Origin of the sequence: Pseudoalteromonas prydzensis (assembly GCF_001661495.1) — a bacterium.
GTDB classification, from domain to species: domain Bacteria; phylum Pseudomonadota; class Gammaproteobacteria; order Enterobacterales; family Alteromonadaceae; genus Pseudoalteromonas; species Pseudoalteromonas prydzensis.
This window is the reverse complement of sequence record NZ_BDDT01000001.1, coordinates 959,519-977,092: the sequence shown is the minus strand read 5'-3', so window position 1 is coordinate 977,092 and position 17,574 is coordinate 959,519. Positions and strand designations below refer to the sequence as shown.

8 protein-coding genes and 1 pseudogene are annotated in these 17,574 nt (G+C 42.2%); 4 read left to right on the top strand and 5 right to left on the bottom strand.

Features of this window, described 5'->3' with window-relative positions; all coding sequences use genetic code 11:
- Positions 1-112: 112 nt before the first annotated feature.
- From A7968_RS03910 to A7968_RS03895, 4 genes are all read right to left on the bottom strand, one after another.
- Entirely contained in the window at positions 113-2,671 is a 2,559-nt protein-coding gene (locus tag A7968_RS03910) for a TonB-dependent receptor (protein WP_064665245.1), read from the bottom strand.
- A 527-nt stretch (positions 2,672-3,198) separates the two neighbouring features.
- Positions 3,199-4,425: a threonine/serine exporter family protein gene (locus tag A7968_RS03905; protein WP_084448003.1), complete on the bottom strand. Its 1,227-nt coding sequence runs from the start codon at positions 4,423-4,425 to the stop codon at positions 3,199-3,201.
- Between the two features lie 128 nt (positions 4,426-4,553).
- The gene (locus A7968_RS03900; protein ID WP_064665243.1) at positions 4,554-5,774 is read right to left on the bottom strand and encodes a glycosyltransferase; all 1,221 of its coding nucleotides are present in this window, start codon (positions 5,772-5,774) and stop codon (positions 4,554-4,556) included.
- A complete protein-coding gene (locus A7968_RS03895; RefSeq protein WP_064665242.1) occupies positions 5,771-6,778 on the bottom strand; it encodes a LacI family DNA-binding transcriptional regulator in 1,008 nt (335 codons plus the stop codon). The genes A7968_RS03900 and A7968_RS03895 overlap by 4 nt, the downstream gene beginning before the upstream one ends.
- A 145-nt stretch (positions 6,779-6,923) precedes the next feature.
- Between A7968_RS03895 and A7968_RS03890 the strand changes: the two genes are divergently transcribed.
- Both A7968_RS03890 and A7968_RS03885 read left to right on the top strand, forming a co-directional pair.
- Complete coding sequence (locus tag A7968_RS03890; RefSeq protein WP_064665241.1) at positions 6,924-9,371, top strand: S9 family peptidase; 2,448 nt, start codon at positions 6,924-6,926, stop codon at positions 9,369-9,371.
- A 75-nt stretch (positions 9,372-9,446) separates the two neighbouring features.
- Positions 9,447-9,653 (top strand): annotated as a pseudogene (locus A7968_RS03885) (alpha/beta hydrolase family protein); the annotation flags it as partial.
- 99 nt (positions 9,654-9,752) lie between these two features.
- On the opposite strand, the gene katG reads toward A7968_RS03885, so the two are convergent.
- Positions 9,753-11,966, bottom strand: a complete 2,214-nt coding sequence (gene katG / locus A7968_RS03880; RefSeq protein WP_064665239.1) for a catalase/peroxidase HPI — start codon at positions 11,964-11,966, stop codon at positions 9,753-9,755.
- Between the two features lie 297 nt (positions 11,967-12,263).
- On the opposite strand from katG, the gene A7968_RS03875 reads away from it, so the two are divergent.
- Together A7968_RS03875 and A7968_RS03870 are read left to right on the top strand one after the other, a co-directional pair.
- Entirely contained in the window at positions 12,264-14,981 is a 2,718-nt protein-coding gene (locus A7968_RS03875; RefSeq protein WP_064665238.1) for a choice-of-anchor I family protein, read from the top strand.
- 218 nt (positions 14,982-15,199) lie between these two features.
- The gene (locus A7968_RS03870) at positions 15,200-17,572 is read left to right on the top strand and encodes a PKD domain-containing protein (protein ID WP_064665237.1); all 2,373 of its coding nucleotides are present in this window, start codon (positions 15,200-15,202) and stop codon (positions 17,570-17,572) included.
- Positions 17,573-17,574: the final 2 nt, after the last annotated feature.

Genomic DNA, 17,574 nt, shown 5'->3' with positions numbered 1-17,574 from the left:
AAAAAAAGCAGGCAGTCAAATGACTGCCTGCTTTAAACCCCTGGGCATAGGGGCTGCCATCCTTGGCTAAAGTCGAATACCTGTGTTAGCTTGGAGTTCGACAAATGGGTAATTAAAAGTTAAAACGTACTCCGGCTACAAAGCGGCGACCATCTGCGTAAACACCTGTTAGCGCTTGTTGAACGCCTTCTTCTTGGTAACTAAATGTATGTTCGTCCGTGAGGTTAATTGCCTCTAAAACAAGCGCCAAATTATCGTTTACGTTGTAGGTAAAGTTCGCATCCACTTGACCATAATCATCAACATAACCATGGCCTTGGCCTGAGTTGTAACCAGTACGGAAGTTGTATGAAATACGTGTACTAAAAGTTTCTGTTTCATAGTAAGTGCTTAAATTGACAGTGTGTTCCGAGTTACCAGGAATAATCGTATCATTGCCATCAGCATCTTTTGCTTCACCATCTACAAAGGTGTAGTTAGCATTTAAACCAAAACCTTCAAGTATCTCTTGCTGATAACCTAGCTCTAAACCTTGGATACGACCTGAACGGCCATTTGTAGGGCGGTTTACTAAGATTTCTACACCTTCATGAATTTCAAGGTTGGGTGTTACATCTAGGAAAGATTGAATATCTTTATAAAATACGACAGCCGAAAATAAACCAGCGTCACTAAAATACCATTCAACTCCAGAATCAAACTGCGTAGCACGATATGGGTCAATATCAGGGTTACCGCCACTGCCTGTTTGTGTTTCAAGGTTATAAGATGTTGAAGGTGTCATCGATGCATAATCTGGGCGCGACATAACACGGGCTGCACTGAAGCGCAGCAGCACATCGTCATCTAAATCAATTGCTAGATTGATACTAGGTAAAATATCAAAATAGTCGCGGTCATCATTGGTCCATACTTCAGAGCCACTTTCACCGACATAAGCTGCCGTTGATTGCTGAGTTTGTACTAAACGAACCCCTAAATTACCGCGCATACCTTCAACATCGATATCAGCTTTGATATAACCGGCGGTGATTTTTTCTTCAACTTCAAAGGTACTGGCTTTAAGTACACGGTAGTTCCAATCAAGGGCATCACCTTCGCGGCGTACTTTATCTGAATCGGTGATTGCGTAATCACGTAACGTACCGTCTGAGCCTAGCCCTGATAAGTAATCAGATGGCATTGATAGTGAGTAGTCAGCTAAATTCCAGCCTAAATCCGTGCGGTTATCTGTGGTGTTTTTGGTGTTAAAACGTGAATGATCACGATACTTTAAACCGAATTTCACTTTGCTAAAGACAGCGATGTCAACTGGGCGCGTAAAATCAACTTGTAGGTAAGTTTCGTCATCTTTGGCATCATTACTGTCGTAACGTAAAAAGCCTAAATCCCAATTTTTACCATCTGCTGGATCTGCGCCATAAGTAGTACGTACATCTTCAACCGCGGATGTATCAAAGCTATGTACATAATTGCCTTCCCAGCCAACGCTGCGATCAGCTTGCGAACCACCACTGCCTTCGGTATAACCAACATGCACACTGGTCAGCCATAACTCGCCTTGATAGTCGGCTTTTAAATCGTATGACTTGGTTTTGATTTCAGAGTTACGTACTTTAGTTTCATCTAAAATGTTATTTGCTGTGGGTGATAACCCTAATGTGCCGCCAACCAGCATTGTCCCAACTTGGTCATTCTCGATTAACGTAACATCAGTGTATTGTGAGCCACCATACCCTGGTAACCAAAGAAAGTTTTGGTTTTCATTATTTGCTTCAAGGGTTGAATCAAGGGCATTGAAGGTCAAATCTAATTGCTCGGTAGGGCGATACTGCACAGCTAAATTGATACCAGTACGAATACGTTCTTGTAAGAACATCGCTGAGCCACCGCCGCCTGGGCTGTAAACGTCTTTATATTCAGTACCGTCTTCTAGGGTAATATCACGTTTTGCCCAGCTCCATGACTCAATTCCATCGCGGCGTAAATTACGCTGTTGGCGAACCAATGAAATAAGCGCACCGAAGGTTTCATCTTCAGTTTTAAAGTTATACATGGCGGAGAGTTGTGGGTCAGTTTCGCCCGAAATTTCACTGTGTTGCGCAAGTATTGAGCCCGCAAATTTATTGGCCTCTAAATCAAGCGGTTTACGAGTACGTACTATAACCGTACCGCCAATTGAGCCTTCATCAATATCCGCTTCAGGTGACTTATACACTTCTAACCCTGAGACAATTTCAGACGGCAACAAAGTATAGTTAAAGCCACGACTTGCCGCAGAGTTAGTCCACCAATCGGCGGAGCCTACAGCTTGACCATTTAACAGTGTACGGTTTTGGCTCTCAGCGGTTCCACGTATACTTACGCGTTCACCTTCACCAAAGTTACGGCTAATTGATACACCGGTGATCCGTTGTAAGGATTCTGCGACGTTTTGATCGGGGAATTTACCGATATCCTCGGCAGTAACAGCATCCACAATCGCGTTTGAGTAACGCTTAGTGTTGAGTGATTTAACAACACTGCCACGAATACCGCGAACTTGGATCACTTCAACTTCGTCCGTGCTTTTAAGTTCAGCACTGTGCGCTACCATAGGTAAGCTAAGTGCAGATGTAATTAGTGATGCACTCACTGCTAAATGCAGTTTATTTATTTTTACTTTTAACATCCTCGATTCCCCTTGAATCAAAACTTTATTTTGTTGTGTCAAATAAGGGCTTACCATTCGTACATATTTAGTCATTTTACTCGTCGAATGTGATAAGACCGTTGTCTACAAACTAACAATGGCAGCTTAATGATTCTTTTTTGGCTTGTTTTATGAGCCCAAATAGCCACTGACAACTTAGTTTGTGGCTCTATTAAACGCCTTTTTAAAACGAGAGTCTTGAATCGAAGTGAATAGTTGTGAAAGTAATGAATTTTAAAATAAAATCAAAAGTTATAAATATTAATTTTTATATATCAGTGTTTTATATTTTCATTATTTTGTTTTTTATTTAATAAGTTAAGTTTACTTAATCGTTCTTATGCTCTTAATTGTGCTAATTCACAACTAGTGGATTAAAAAATGAAAGGTAAATGGTAAAGGGGCTGGCAAATCATCAATGGCGAATACACACTTTGCGATGGGTGAAGTAACTTCGCTAGGCTCTTTGCAATTAAGAGCCTAGAAAATGAGGTGCTTATTGTGTGTTATAAACTCTTTTTCGGTGGCAGTGCGACATTAGCAAAGATTAAGCCAGCTACTAGAGACATAAATATTAGGAATGTTTGTTGGCCAATGTGTTCAGCGTAAACAAAATCTTGCCCTTCTATCAATGAATTTAAACCAATATAGGTTTTGCTACCAGGGACCAAAACAATCAGTCCTTGCATAGCAACAATTGATGCTGGAGCATTGGCAATACGATTAAATAAATTGCTAAATACGCCCACTGAAAATGCGCCAACAAAGGTTCCCAAGGTGTAATCTAAATACATGGCCGAGCCGATACTGGTACCGTAAGCAATAAAGCCAGAGGCAATTGACCAAGTCGCATGTTTGAGTTTGGTTCTAAAGATAACAATTAAACTGCTACAGAGTAAAAATATTGCCAGCCAAGCAGTCCATTTAGGTAAAGGCTCTGGTTGTACAAAATCCGCTTGACCAAATAAAGCAAAACCAATTGCTATCCCTATAAATGCGCCAAAATAGAGTTTAAACAACAGCATAAACGAGTCCATTACCCTGGCTGTTCCTGATACTAAGTGGCGCGCTGCAAGTTCAGCTAAACCAAGCGCAAGGGCAAGCCCAGGTATAAATACTATGATAGCTGACAGGACAATTAACCGAATATTAATGTGTGCATCGATATAAACACTAATCGCACAGGCCAGTATTGCTGAAATAATTGCAACGAGTGGCTCAAGCATATGGGCAACCCGTTTTGAGCGTGTTGACCAAAGAACAAATAAATACACAATAAACGTAAGCAAACCAGACCAGAGGACGTCGTTCCAGCTAGTACCCATAAGCATTGCAAATGCGCCGCCAGAGGTGGCAAAAGCAATACCAGTGAGTACTTTGTTGTAGGGGTTTGGTGCGTCAAAAATGATATCAAGCTGTTTATCAACGTCGTGTAAAGTTAATTCACCATTGAGCATTTTATTGACGAGATCATCGGTGTCAGCCAATGAGCCTAAATCATGATCACCAGGATCAACACGGGCAACATGGGTGTATTCGTCTTCGTGGCCATCGGTCCAGATCACAAAAGTAACCGAAGTAGGGGACATAACAAACGATGATTTTAGATCAAGATAAGTTGCCACTTCCATTAAGTGGGCTTCGAGTCGATAAGCTGGTGTGCCGTATTTATGAAGCATTTTTCCCAGTTTAACGATGAATTTGCGCTTTTCAGTAAAGGTTGCGGTTTTCAAATGTGTATTGAACCAAAATTTAAATTATTCAGTTAAAAAATATAGACAATACATCTAAATTTGCCTACCTAGTTTGGCGGGAATTTTAAACACAAATCCCCGCCTGTCTAGTTTTTTCTAATGGGAAGTTACTTATTTTTTGCTTCAATCCATTGCGCCATATATTGGGTGCTCCGCATGGTATGGTGTTTGAGCATTTGACCAGTAAAGTTTGCTTCTCTGTGCGCTGTTAACTGATCCTCTGTAGTGATAATTTTATCGATTAAATTAGCAGTGAGCGCGGTTTTATCATAAGTCGCGTTTAGTATGGCTTGCGCATTTTTTTGCGCTTTTTTAAATAGCAGTTGATCTTGATAAAGCGCTACAGCGGCATCAGCAAACTGCTGTGCTTCATCTGCAATTGTGCCAGCCCAGGGTAAATCATTATGCATAGCTTCGCTGCCGATTGATGTTGTGACACTTGGGGTTTGCATGATCATCGCCTCTAATAGTTTACCTTTTATACCTGCACCAAAACGCAGCGGTGATAAACAGACTCGGGCATCTTCCATTACTTTATAAGCATCATCGGCCCAGCCTTTTATTAAAAAGCCAGTTTTGGGATTATTTAAGGCTGTCGCTTTAGGCGGCGGATAAGAGCCATAAATATGTAGCTCAGCTTGGGGGAGTTGTTTACGAATGAGTGGCCAAATTTGTTGTAAATATAAAACGGCGTCCCAGTTTGGCGCATGGCGAAAATTGCCAATGGTCATAAAGTGTTGACGTTGTGCAAATGATTTTGTTTGCACTGGCAGCGCAGTTAAATCGACCATAAAGGGTAAATGATGTAATAAACGGTTATCTACTTTAAATACATCTGCTAGTAACTGCATTTCAAAGCTGGAAATAATTAAGCTTATATCGCAGCGTAAAATGGCGGCGATTTCTCGTTTTGCGATATCAGAATGTAAATCACTGTGATTAAATTCACGATTGCCTTTATGTGCTTCATGGCGGGCATTGCGTAAGCATTGTAAATCTTCAGTGTCGAGAATTTTTAATGCGTTTGGGCAGTGTTTATCTACTCGCCAGCCAAATTGCTCTTCCATCATGAAGCGATCAAACATCACCATATCGGGTGCATAGTCGCTAACATATTCATCAAAACTTGAACAATTAAGGGCAATTGTTGCACTGCTGATCCCGTAGTCATCAAGATTAACCATATGCTCGGTTTTTTGTGCGGGGCTGGCAAATTCAACTTGCCAATTTTGTGCCCTAAATGCGTTTAACAGCGACATCATGTGCGTGCCCGCAGCAGATGAATTTGGTTCAGGCCATACATAGCCAATTACTAATACTTTTTTCATTGACTTGAATCTCTTACCTGTAATGTTACATCGACTAAGGTACGTACCGCAGGCACGGTTTGATTGAGTAACTCTTGTAATACTTGGCATGTGCGCTTACCGATATCATCGGCATTGATAGTGACACTGCTCAGTGATGGCGACATTAAACATGAGTCAGCTAAATCATCAAAACCCACTACTTTTATATCTTTACCCGGCACTAAGCCTTGTTCACGTATCGCTTCAATAACCCCATAGGCGATAACATCGTTAAAACAGATTATAGCTTTCGTGTTAGGGTGCTGTGCGTATAGAGTATTAAATGCATCCCGCCCGCCTTGGCGATTAGTGGCTGCGGTGATAATTGGTTTACCCAAAGGCAAATTAAATTGTTGTAGGGCGCTGTGAAAACCACTTAAACGTTCATGGTGATCGGAAATATCCTCTGTACCACCGACAAATGCAACCTCAGCAATGCCTTGTTGTAAAATATGGCAGGTCGCTAAGTGAGTGCCTTTTCTATTGTCAGGCAATATAGTTGGCGCGCCGCAAAACGGCACTTCTCGCATAATGTGAATAACTGGAAAGCCACTCTCAATGAGTCCGTCTACCCATTGCTGGGTCGTACCAGGGGCAGGGCACATAATAAATGCAGCCACATTATATTCTTTGAGTGTTTTAACTACTTGAGTTTGCCGCTCCACGCTTTCAGCCGTATTAACCAACATGGGCAACATGCCTAATGTATGAATATGGTTCTCAAGACCCACTGCAAGTTGGGCTGAATAAGGATTGGTTAAGTCGTTGATCACTAAAGCGACTAAGTTAGAACGACGGCTACGCAACGCAGCTGCATCACGGTTATAAACATACCCTAATGCATCAATGGCTTGTAGTACTTTTGCTTTGCTTTTATCACTGACTTTGTCACTTTGGGTAAGCACTAAGGACACCGTTGACTTTGAAACCTCGGCCTCTCTGGCAACGTCAAAAATAGTGATTTTATCGGTTTTTGTTTTCATTTTAATCTATGCGTCAGCAATTGCTTGAACTAAGTCGCCAGTTTAACGCAGTTTGGGTATATAAACCTAATACTCGCAAAAACTTTATGAAGATTGCAAAACATGTTTAGATACAGTCATTAATAATAAAAACCAAGGATAAACCATGAAAGGTATTAAGCTTTTATTCGCGTTAGTGCTGAGTGTAAGTGTGACTGGCTCGGCACTTGCTGCACAAGGCTATCAAACCCCCTCCAGTGATTTGGCTGCTTTAGTTGATGCTAAATTAGCCCCTAGTAGTTATTTATCGGGCGACGGTCAATGGTTGGCGCTATTTGATCGCAAACGTGTAGAGACTTTGGATGATTTAGCCAAAGAAGAACTAAAACTCGCTGGCATAAAGTTAAATCCAGCTAACTTTTCCCGCTCACGTCCTCGCACTAAATTTAGTGGCCTGCAATTAAAACACATTGCGACTGGGGCTGTGATTGAAGTTAATAACTTGCCAAACGGGGTGATCCGTTCGCCTAAATGGTCAAGTAACAGTGAATACCTCGCGTTTATTGTTGAACAGCCAAGCCAAGCCAACTTATGGGTTTATAACTCGCAAACTAAACAAGCACGACAGTTGTCAGACGTCGTGCTTAATTCTGTGTTAACCGCAGCCCCCTATCAGTGGTTACCAGATAGTACAGCTATTGTTGCTAACGTAGCTGTTAATTTGGGTAAACCAAGATTGACTAATGACAGCAACAGCGTAGTGCCAGTTATTCAGCAAAGTACTGGGCAAAAGGCGCCAGCGCGTACTTATCAAAACTTACTAACCAGCCCATTTGATGAACAGCAATTTAAGTTTTATGGCCAAGGACAATTACATTATATTCCCATGAGTGGTGTTGCTTCAGCAATTGGCCAACCCGCATTATTTAAATCATTTTCAATCTCACCAGATTCGACCAACATACTCGTTGCGAGTATTGATGAACCTTTTTCTTATCAAGTGCCATATAGCCGTTTTGCAGCGACATGGCAGGTGTGGGGAATGCGTGGCTATACGTTGGTAGAGCTTGCTAAACAACCCCTTGCCGATAATATCCCGCAAGGTTATGACAGTGTGCGCACCGGTCGCCGTGACTTTCAGTGGCGTGATGACCAAGGTGCTGAAGTTATTTGGGCGCAGGCGCAAGATGGCGGTGATATGAAAACCGATGTGCCTCATCATGATTATTTATATAGCTTACGCTCGCCATTTAAGCGTGAACCAAAACTATTTGCTAAAGTTGAACGTCGCTTTTCGAGCATTCAATGGGCTAATGAAAACGTTGCTTTATTGAGTGAATGGCGCTTTAGTGATCGCCAAGTGCGCACTTATGTTATTCAACCACGCAATGCTGATCGCAACCGGGTATTATTTTCTGAGCGCAGTTATAACGACGCTTATAAAGATCCCGGTGATGTCATCTATGAACATAATGATCTGGGCGTAAACGTTATTAAAGTCGTTGGCGGTCGTTATATATTCTTGCGAGGCAATGGTGCGTCAGAGCAAGGGAATGTGCCGTTTTTAGATCAATACGATATAAAAACCAATAGCAGCAAACGGTTATGGCAATCTCAAGCGCCGTACTATGAACGTGTACGCGCTATGTTAGATGATGAAGGTGAGCGACTAATCACTATTCGCGAATCTAAAACGCAGCAACCTAACTTTTTTATTCGTGATTTAGACGATGACACGCTTACACAACTTACAACTTTCGAGCATCCGTACCCGGCGTTTAAAGGGGTAACAAAAGAGCTGGTTCGTTATAAGCGTGATGATGGCGTGGAGTTATCAGGCACTCTATATTTACCACCGGGCTACGATAAAACCCAAGGCCCACTACCGGTACTAATGTGGGCATACCCGCTTGAATACAAAGACAAAGCGGTTGCTTCACAAGTACGTGAGTCTCCTTATGAATTTACCTATGTTGGTTATTGGGGACCGATGCCATACCTTGCTAAAGGTATTGCGGTGTTTGACGACCCGAAAATGCCAATAGTTGGCGTTGAAGGCAAAGAGCCAAATGACTTGTTCAGAAAGCAGTTAGTTGCAAGCGCACAAGCTGCGGTTGATGTACTGGTTGAAAAAGGCATAGCAGATAAAGATAAAATTGCCATTGCAGGGCATTCATATGGTGCTTTTATGGTGGCAAACTTATTAGCACACAGTGATTTATTTAAAACCGGTATTGCCCGCAGTGGCGCATATAACCGCACCTTAACACCGTTTGGTTTTCAAGGCGAAGAACGTGATTTTTGGCAAGCACAGGATGTATACGCAGCGATGTCGCCGTTTTTCCATGCTGAGAAAATTAACGAACCTATGCTGATGATCCACGGTCAAGAAGATCCTAATTCGGGCACCTTCCCAATGCAAAGTGAGCGTATGTACGCCGCATTAAAAGGTTTAGGAAAAGAAGCCCGTTTAGTGATGTTGCCATATGAAGCGCATGGTTATCGCGCTCGTAAGAGTTTACTGCATGTACTGTGGGAGCAGGAGCAGTGGCTTGAAAAATATTTATTGAGCGATGATGTACCCGCTAAAATAGAGCCTGTCATTGCAGAGTAAATACGAAAGCGTGGTTTGATATCGCGCTTTTTTGATTTCAGAGCGTCAGCCAAGAAGATCCACCCTTAATCTCACGGCACCTTCCCAATGCAAAGCGAGCGTATGTACGCCGCATTAAAAGGTTTAGGAAAAGAAGCCCGTTTAGTGATGTTACCTTACGAAGCGCACGGCTACCGTGCTCGCAAGAGTTTACTGCATGTGCTTTGGGAGCAAGAGCAATGGCTTGAAAAATATTTATTGAGAGACGAAAGCTCTGTTGAGGCAGTAACTTCGGCTGAGTAATTTTGACTTACTGTAAACTCAAAAATATACAAGCGCGGTTTAATACCGCGCTTCAGATTGACGCTAAAAAGCGGCTTGGTTAATTATGAAAGTAAACGCTTAACGTAGGTCGAAGCGGTCGAGTGTCATCACTTTTGTCCACGCAGCAATAAAGTCATCAACAAACTTTTGTTTTGCGTCATCTGCGGCATACACTTCAGCAATTGAACGAAGCTCTGAGTTAGAACCAAAGATTAAATCAACCGGAGTTGCGGTCCACTTAAGCTTTCCTGATTGGCGGTCGCGGCCTTCGTAAATGCCCTCTGTCGATGACTTAGACCACTTAGTTGACATATCAAGCAGGTTCACAAAAAAGTCGTTATTTAATATGCCTGGCTTTGCCGTGAAAACACCGTGTTTAGTTTGGTTAGTGTTCGCATTTAATGCACGCATACCACCGACAAGTGCGGTCATTTCAGGGACCGATAAGCTCAGTAAGTCGGCACGTTCTACTAGCATTTCGGCCGGTGACTTCCACGCCGAGCTGTAGTAGTTACGAAACGCATCAGCTGTTGGCTCAAGCACGTCGAATGACTCAACATCAGTCATTTCCAATGATGCATCCATACGGCCTGCTTGAAATGGTACGTTTACTGAGTAGCCAGCATCTTTGGCCGCTTTTTCAATGGCTGCAGCGCCACCCAGTACAATCATGTCAGCAAGTGATATCTTTTTACCGCCTGCGGCGTTCTTATTAAACTTAGTTTGGATGTTTTCAAGCTTAGTAAGTACTTTTTGCACTTCTTTAGGGTTGTTTACTGGCCAGTCTTTTTGTGGTGCTAAACGTAAACGTGCGCCATTTGCGCCACCACGCATATCGGTATCACGGTAGCTTGCCGCTGAGGCCCAAGCAACACGAACAAGTTCTGGTACAGTCAAGCCTGAATCTAAAATCGATGCTTTTAAGTTAGTGACATCTTTGTTGTTTACCAGTGGGTGATCAACTGCTGGAATGTAATCTTGCCAGATCAATACTTCTTCTGGTACTTGGTCGCCTAAGTAGCGTGCACGTGGGCCCATATCACGGTGATTTAGTTTGAACCACGCTTTGGCGAATGCCAGCTCGAACTCTTTAGGATCGTTTAAGAAACGCTGAGAAATTTTACGGAACTCAGGGTCCTCTTTCAAAGCGATATCGGTAGTGAACATAATAGGCGCATGACGCTTATTTTTTATGTGTGCATCTGGCACTAGGTTAGAAGCTTGGCCATTTACGGGGATCCACTGTGTTGCACCTGCTGGGCTTTTCGTTTTTTCCCACTCAAAGTTAAATAAATTTTGCAGGTAGTTAATAGACCAATGTGTTGGCGTAACTGTCCATGCACCTTCAAGGCCTGAGGTTATGGTGTCTTCTGAGTGACCTTTACCGCATTTATTTTTCCAGCCTAAGCCTTGCTCTTCGATACCTGCGGCAGCAGGCTCTGCATTTAAGCAATCAGCTTTTTTAGCGCCATGTGCTTTACCAAAGCTATGACCACCGGCGATTAAGGCAACGATTTCTTCATCGTTCATTGCCATACGGCCAAATGACATACGAATATCGTCTGCGGCAAGTAATGGATCTGGGTTTCCGTGTGGGCCTTCAGGATTAACGTAAATTAAACCCATTTCTACTGCTGCAAGTGGGCCTTTAAGTTTGCCTTTTTTGTCACGTCGCTCGTCGGTTAGCATTTTCCCTTCAGGGCCCCAGTATACGTAATCTGGTTCCCAATCATCTTCACGGCCACCGGCAAAACCAAAGGTTTTAAAGCCCATCGATTCAAGTGCAACATTACCCGTTAAGGCAATTAAGTCGGCCCATGAAATATTGCGCCCATATTTTTGCTTGATTGGCCAAAGTAAGCGGCGTGCTTTGTCTAGATTCGCATTATCAGGCCAGCTGTTAAGTGGATCAAAGCGTTGTTGGCCTCCACCTGCGCCACCGCGACCATCAAAGGTACGATAGGTCCCCGATGCATGCCATGCCATACGGATAAAAAACGGGCCATAATGACCATAATCTGCTGGCCACCAATCTTGTGAATCGGTGAGGACTTTTTCGATATCTGCTTCAACTTCTTTAAGATCTAAACTCAAAAAGGCGTCTTTGTAGTTGAAGTTCTCGCCCATTGGATCTGACTCTGCACCGTGCGCACGTAGTTGGCTTAGGTTAAGTTGTTCAGGCCACCAAAAATTATTTGATTTAACGTCAGTCGCAGCTTGGCTGTTACTTGCGAAAAGTAATGAAACAGCAACGGCAACTTTTGTTACTGTCGAAGTTGTTTTGTTTAACATGAATGTTCTCCTGTGAGTTAACAAAGAAAACTATAGTTGCGAAAAAAACGATTAGCTAGCTAGTTTCTAGGGTTTAAAGCGATTGAATAGTTCGACAAAATAGATGAATGGAAGATTAATAACCAAAAGCCTGCATTAACGCTGGCTTTAGAAATGATGTTCGTTGGCCTGTGGTTAGCTGTTAGCTAAGTGATAATTTAGTTTGTCATGTTTATTACATGTAAATAACATCGCTTTGTAATTTGTTCTTATTATTGTTTTGTTCAGTTTTATTTAACAAATAACCAAGGACAAAATATGAAACTTAAACCATTAGTAGGCAGTTTACTAATGCTGGGTGCATTAAGCGGGTGTGATCTCGATAATAACAACGATATGGATCCTGCTCGTTATCAATTAATGCTGGAAATTACACCGCAAAGTGCAGGTAATGTCGTGATCACACCTGAGCGTGAAGATTACGAAGAGAATGCCATTGTTATGTTAACAGCTCAGGCTGGCGAGGGTTATGAGTTTGTATCTTGGACGGGTGATATAGGCAGCGCTGATTATGACGCGCCGTCGCTTACGTTAACTATGGATAGTCATAAAGATATTACAGCGACATTTAACGCTATTGTGATGCCTGAAGAGGGTGATATTGTTATCAATGAACTGCGCTCAACAGGTGGTGGCTATGATTATATCGAACTGTATAACACCTCCGATGAAGCATTTACCTTTGATGCTAACTGGGCAGTAAATGATATTAAAGGTTTTTCAGAAGATAAAGAGCCTGGAATTAAAATCCCACAGGGCACGGTTATTGAAGCGGGTGGCTTTTTAGTGATAGCAGTGGATCAAACTAGTGTACCGTTTGATGCGCCTGCGGGCACGATTGCCGCAAGTGAAGGTGATACTGACTTTGGTTTAGGTAAAGGCGATACGGCGTTACTTGTTTATAATAATGAGATTGTACAAAGCGTAAACTGGAATGATGGTAGCCACGTTGAAACTTGGGGCCGTTTACCTGATGGTGGTGTTTGGCATAGCCAAGATGAAGCATTGGAAGCAACGCCAGGTACAGCTAATAAACTTCCTGATGTAGTCGAGGGAGCAACTGCCGCAGATATCGTTATCAATGAAGTGGTATCTAAAGGCCGTGACGACGCTGATTTTGATTATGTTGAACTTTATAACAAATCATCAGAACCCTTTGTGTTTGAATCTAATGAGTGGGAACTCGTCGACTTAGACCGAGAAGCTAATAATGAAGCTGGCATGACCATTCCTGCTGGTACTGAAATACCAGGTCATGGCTTTATCGTATTGTTACCAGACTTAGTTGTTGGCTCTGCGCTACCAAATGGCGCGCCAGCGACGGCAATCTTAAACAATAATGAAGATTTTGGCCTCGGCAAAGGCGAAACCATCAAGCTAAAATATCAAGGTGCAGTACACCAACAAGTCAGCTATGGTGATTTTCATGTTAACAGTTATGGCCGCTTCCCTGATGGCATGGACTTTATTGATCTAGATGAAGGTAATGCACCACAGCTTTATGCCAGCCCAGGGCGTAAAAACTTTGCCACACCAGCCACTGTTGCCACCGCGACAACACTTAACTTTACTGCATTTAATAACCAAGAAGCAGAGCTTGAAAGTAAAGGTTTCCGTGTATTTGGTAAAGACGCTGACTTGGCCGCGGATGTTGAGCCTGAGTATGTTGCAGTATCGGCAGACTCCACAACTGCATGGGTGTCACTGCAAGAGAACAATGGTTTAGCTAAAGTTGATTTAGTAAATAAAGCTATTACTGATATTTTCCCGTTAGGTTTTAAAGATTATGGCCTACAAGGTAATGAAATTGATGCCAGCGATAAAGACGACATCATCAAATTACAAACTCGCGCAAATGTAGTGGGTATGTATCAACCTGATGGCATTGCAACGTTTGAGCAAGACGGTAAGCACTATGTGTTAACTGCCAATGAAGGTGATGTGCGCGATTGGTTTACCAACTTTGAAGAAGGTGAAAAAGTTGCAGATGTTGTACTAGATGAATCGGTATTTACTGATGCGTCTATGCTGCAAACAGACGCAGAACTCGGTCGTTTATTAGTTTCGCAATATGTTGATTCCGATAATGCAGCATCAAGCCATAACAAACTATACAGTTTTGGTGCGCGCTCTTTCTCAATTTACAACGGTAATACTGGTGAACAAGTGTACGATAGCGGTGTATCGCTAGCTATCGAAGCGCAAAAAGCCGGTGTTTACCCTGATGACCGCAGTGACGCAAAAGGCACTGAGCCTGAAAGTATCACAACGGGAATGGTCGGTGACAAGCGTTATGCTTTTATTGCCTTGGAGCGTGCGGATGCGGTGGCTGTTTACGATGTTAGTGATGTAACGGCAGTTAGCTTTGTACAAATGCTAGTCACACAAGATGATGATGCGCCGGAAGGTGTGTTATTTATAGCCGCAGCGCAAAGCCCTACAGGTAAAGCACATCTAGTCGTATCAAACGAAGATAGCGGTAATATCACAGTCTATGTTGAAAACAGCGAAGGTAAGTTTGACTTTACATCACGACTGTTACTGGAAGGTGGTGAAGGTGCTGCAGAAATTACCGCTTATGATGAGCTTACTAAGCGCTTATTTGTGGTTAACAACGGCAGCTTACTGAGCGCACCACGCATTGAAGTCATAGACTTTGCCAACCCTGCCACCCTTGCTGTTTTAGCAACCATTGATATCAGTTACTACGGCGAAGGGGTCAACTCAGTCGCTGTTGCAAATGGTAAACTCGCAGCAGCAATCGAGTCTGGGGTAAAAACAGATACAGGTGTGGTTGCTGTGTTTAATACCACAACGTATGAACTTGAAATGATCGCATCAGTAGGTTCACTACCTGATATGGTCACCTTTAGCCCTAATGGTAAGCTAATTATCACTGCCGATGAAGGTGAACCAAGTGAAGATTATAGGGTGGATCCTCTTGGTACAATTTCCATAATAGCTGTTGCAAATTAAATAAAAAATACTACTACCAATAAATAGAGGGCTGAATTAGCCCTCTATTTCCACGTTAATTCTATATTTTAGTTTTTGTTAAATACCTTCTTTAAATATTTTTATTACCTCGCATGGGACTTTTTTCCTAGGGTAGATGGGACTTATGGGTCATGTGTTGCTTTGATTGATATGTAATTATTAATTAAATGTCAATAAATAGAAGAAAGAGGTAACAAGTGAAACGTAAATTTAAATATTTGCTGTCAGCGGCGCTGATCGTGCAATCAATTCAGAGCTACGCCAGTTGGGGGGATTCAGACCCTTATTTAGCTGTAGGAACAAGTATATCATCGCCTAATTTAGCTATTGACTCACAAGGTAATATGATAATTGGTTATGCTAACTCAGAAAAAAAGAATGATCTCGAAATTCGTAAAATAAGTCGTGAGGGGGACTTATTATGGAATGGTATGCCCACTTTAATTAGAGACCGAGACCAAAGTTATACTGTTATTTGGTCATTAGGCATTGCACCAGATGATGCTATTTATACCATTATCCCAGATCAGACAACTAATGACTTTGTGTTAAGTAAAACAGCCAGCAATGGTGAGCCTGCTTGGCCTACGTCAGCTTTAGTGACTCCAGATGATTTATATGATGTTATTTATGGCGACCTATCAACTGGTGTGCAAGGGGTGAGCTATGCTATCGGTTATCAAGATAGCCCTAGCACGTCAGTTATTGAGTTTGGTATGTATAGTCATAGTGGTGAAGAGCTCTGGAAAGATAAAGTCACGAATAAGGCACACTACATCAGTGTATTAGACATAAAAATGGTAAAAGATGGTGTAATTCTGCTTTATCAGGGGCCGCGAGATAATGATAATGGCTTTTCATTGTTTGCACAAAAACGCTCTTACACGGGAGACGTGTTGTGGGATGTGAAACCCATTATACCACAGGAGTATAGTATACCTTCACGAGGAGTCACAGATATTAAGCTGTATGACGATGGCGATGGTGGTGTTGCATTTGCTTGGCGTCAACCAATGAATACAACTGCTGATATCCAACTACAACATATTGATAAAAAGGGCCACCTGTCTTTTAAAGGTAATGGTATACGTGTATCACCTAGTGATGTTGCAACATTTAGTGACGTTAATACTCCTACCTTATGGTTTCAGGAAGATCATATAGCTATTGCTTGGATCAGCCGAGGCCTTGTAAATCAAGGTAGAAACCACAATTACAGTGTGTTTTTTCAAAAGGTAAGTCTAGATGGTAAGTTACTTCTCGGTACTGAACCTGTTTCATTGGTAAATAATCTTGATATTGATTTGACTAAAGATGCAGGCTATATGGATGGCGGTAAACTAGGTTATTACAATGGCCAGTATTCTATTTTGTACAAGCGTAGTTTATTAGATAGTGGCGTTGGTGCAGATTTACGCCGCGTTGACTTTACGCCACAAGGAGAGGTACTTCAAGATACTTTATTTGCTCAACTAGAAGACGGTGAAACTCAGTCAATTGCAGCTGCCATTTCTCCATTTGGTGAAACACAAGCAAGCTTTAAGTTTTTCCGTAATCCTGATGTTAATAGCTATGTTCATAGCCTTAACACTGATGCTGATAACTATTTAAATTCGGGAATTGTATTGTCTGAGCCAGTCACACCTTGGGTCATAGACGAAGATGAAAGTTTAATCACTAATGTGCTTTATACAGATGATGTACAAACTAGTTATTTAGTGTCAGTAGATGCAGCCCTAGACCATACAGTGGAAGCTCAACTCATACCTGAGAGTAACAAAATCCAGCTAACAGTTCATCCAGCTGAAAACTTTAATGGTATTTTACCATTAACAGTAACTTTAACTGATGCTAACGATAGTAGTAGGGTGGCAAGTTATGACTATGTTGTACGTGTTAACGAAGTTGCAGATGCCCCAAGTATTGATGTTGCAGAAACAACGAACGTTGGTGAACAACAAGCAGTCAATATTACTGCAACAGTGGTTGACCCAGATTCAGCCGAATTGACTTTTAACTGGCAGCAGTTATCAGGGCCTGCCGTGAGCTTTGATGCACATGCACAGGCACTTGAGTTCACCAGCCCGAGTATTATTGAACCTACGACCTTTGCATTTCAATTAACTGTAAGTGATGGTGAGCTTAACTCACAAGCGCAGGTTAATGTGGTTGTTGAAAACGACAAAACAATGATGATTGAAGGCCAAGATATTCAATTAGTCGAAGGTGAAGCTGGGATTATTGCAGCACAAGTTGTTGGCGCAAAGTTGCCATTAACTGTGCAGTGGCAGCAAGCTGCTGGTCCCGATCTAACGATTAGTGATGTTAATGAATTGACCACCAGTGTTTACGCACCTTTTGTGGATGTGGCAGATAAATCAACCGTTATGTTAACAGTGACCGATGCCAATGGTGAAACCGCTGAGCAAAGTTTTTCTGTGTATATTTTAGATAACCCAGATCTTGTTGAAGATGATTCTAATGAAGATGAAGACAGTGGTAGTAGCGGCTGGATGTTTTTAGCCATGTTGTTAGCAGTTAGTGTACGTCGTTCGTTGAATTGGAGATAACC